Annotated in this window: 4 protein-coding genes; all 4 read right to left on the minus strand. The window is 60.1% G+C overall.

The features are described from left to right. Positions 1-13 precede the first annotated feature (13 nt). Positions 14-439: a YeeE/YedE family protein gene (locus tag A3730_RS27345; protein WP_063519064.1), complete on the minus strand. Its 426-nt coding sequence runs from the start codon at positions 437-439 to the stop codon at positions 14-16. Further along, positions 439-876 carry a YeeE/YedE family protein gene (locus A3730_RS27350; protein ID WP_063539352.1) on the minus strand — a complete coding sequence of 146 codons (438 nt, stop codon included), beginning with the start codon at positions 874-876 and terminating at the stop codon, positions 439-441. Before A3730_RS27350 ends, A3730_RS27345 begins: the two co-directional genes overlap by 1 nt. After that, entirely contained in the window at positions 873-1,184 is a 312-nt protein-coding gene (locus A3730_RS27355) for a metalloregulator ArsR/SmtB family transcription factor (protein WP_063519066.1), read from the minus strand. The genes A3730_RS27350 and A3730_RS27355 overlap by 4 nt, the downstream gene beginning before the upstream one ends. 97 nt (positions 1,185-1,281) lie before the next feature. Further along, the coding region (locus tag A3730_RS27360) for a hemolysin III family protein (protein WP_197477673.1) at positions 1,282-1,711 on the minus strand (430 nt) is incomplete at its 5' end.

Here is a 1,711-nt window from a genome sequence, read left to right on the forward strand (position 1 = left end):
CGTAGTGGACGGATCAATCCGGTTTTTTGCGTTCCAACATTTCAAAGATCATCATTCCGATGAGCATGGCAGCTACGAACACCACGGCCTTGAGACTGCCCGTGCCGAGGGCCACCAGCGCCGGGCCCGGGCAGAAGCCGGCCAGCCCCCAGCCCACACCGAAGCCCAGCGCCCCGAGTACCAGACGCTTGTCCAGCTTGCGGTTGGTGGGCACCTGAAAGCTGTCACCAAACAGGGGAGCGGATCGCTGCCGGGTCAGGTAGAAACCGATGGCCGATACCGCAATAGCGCCACCCATCACCAGGGCCAGGGACGGGTCCCAGTTACCGGTGATATCCAGAAAGGCCAGCACCTTGGCCGGGTTGGCCATGCCGGCGAGCAACAGGCCGAGGCCAAAAATCAGGCCGGCCGCAAAAGCGGTGATATGACTGCGATGCATTATCCCCCTCCCAGCAGATGGCGAACCACAAAGACGGTGATGAAGCCGCTGGCCATGAAGGCGACAGTGGCTGCCAGGGAACGGGGGGACAGGCGCGATATGCCGCACACGCCGTGGCCACTGGTACACCCGGCGCCGTAGCGAGTGCTTATGCCCACCACCAGGCCGGCCACGATCAGAAGCGGGAGGTCGGCATCGATTACCATTGCGGACAAGTTCCCGGCCAGTGCCCAGACGGTGGGGGCGATGAACATGCCGAGGATAAAGGCAATTCGCCAGCCCCGGTCCTGCGTTGCCGGGCGCAACAGGCCGCCAACAATGCCGCTGATACCGGCGATGCGACCGTTAGTGTGCAATAGCAACAGGGCGGCCAGGCCGATCAAGGCGCCGCCGGCCAGGGAGGACCAGGGGGTGAGGGCGTTCCAGTCGATGCTCATGGGGTGTCGCCGCAGAAGCGCTGATACAACACTTCCAGTACGGCCAGGGCGTCCGGGTTGGCCACCTGGTAGAACACCTGCTTGCCTTCCCGGCGACTACTGACCAGCCCTTCGCGACGCAAAATGCCCAGTTGCTGGGAAAGAGAGGGTTGGTAAACACCCACCAGGGGCTCCAGTTCACTGACACTGCGTTCGCCTTCAGCAAGGCGGCATAGCAGCATCAGCCGGTCCGGATGGGACAGGGCCTTGAGTAGTTGGCTGGCTTGGAGGGCATTGTCACGCAGGGTATCGGGGTTAATCGCAATCATGAAACGGGTCCAACAATATATAATTAAGTAAAAAATATATTGATGAGACGTAGACCTCAAGTCTTTTTTGAATTTTGTTCATAAAATGCAGGCTGAGTCAGCTGATGGGCGCGGTGAAAGGCAGCACCCCGTAATAGACCGCGAAGAAATGGCAGATACTGCCGCCCATGACGAACAGGTGCCAGATGGCGTGGTTGAAGGGAATAAAGCGGTCCGCCAGGTAGAAGATCACGCCCACGGTATAGGTGATGCCNCCGGCCAGGATCAGCCAGAAGCCGATGTCATTGAGTTTGCTGGTCAGGTCGTTGGAGGCCACCAGAATCAGCCAGCCCATGGCCAGGTAAATACCCACGCGCATCAGCTTGAAGCGGTGCCCGTACAGGGCCTTCAGGGCGATGCCAGTGAGCGCCAGCGCCCAGATCACGGCAAACAGAATCCAGCCGGTTTGGCCGCGCAGATTGACCAGCAGGAAGGGAGTGTAAGTGCCCGCAATCAGGCCATAGATCGCACAGTGGTCCAGCATCTTG

The organism is Alcanivorax sp. HI0044 (assembly GCF_001634945.1).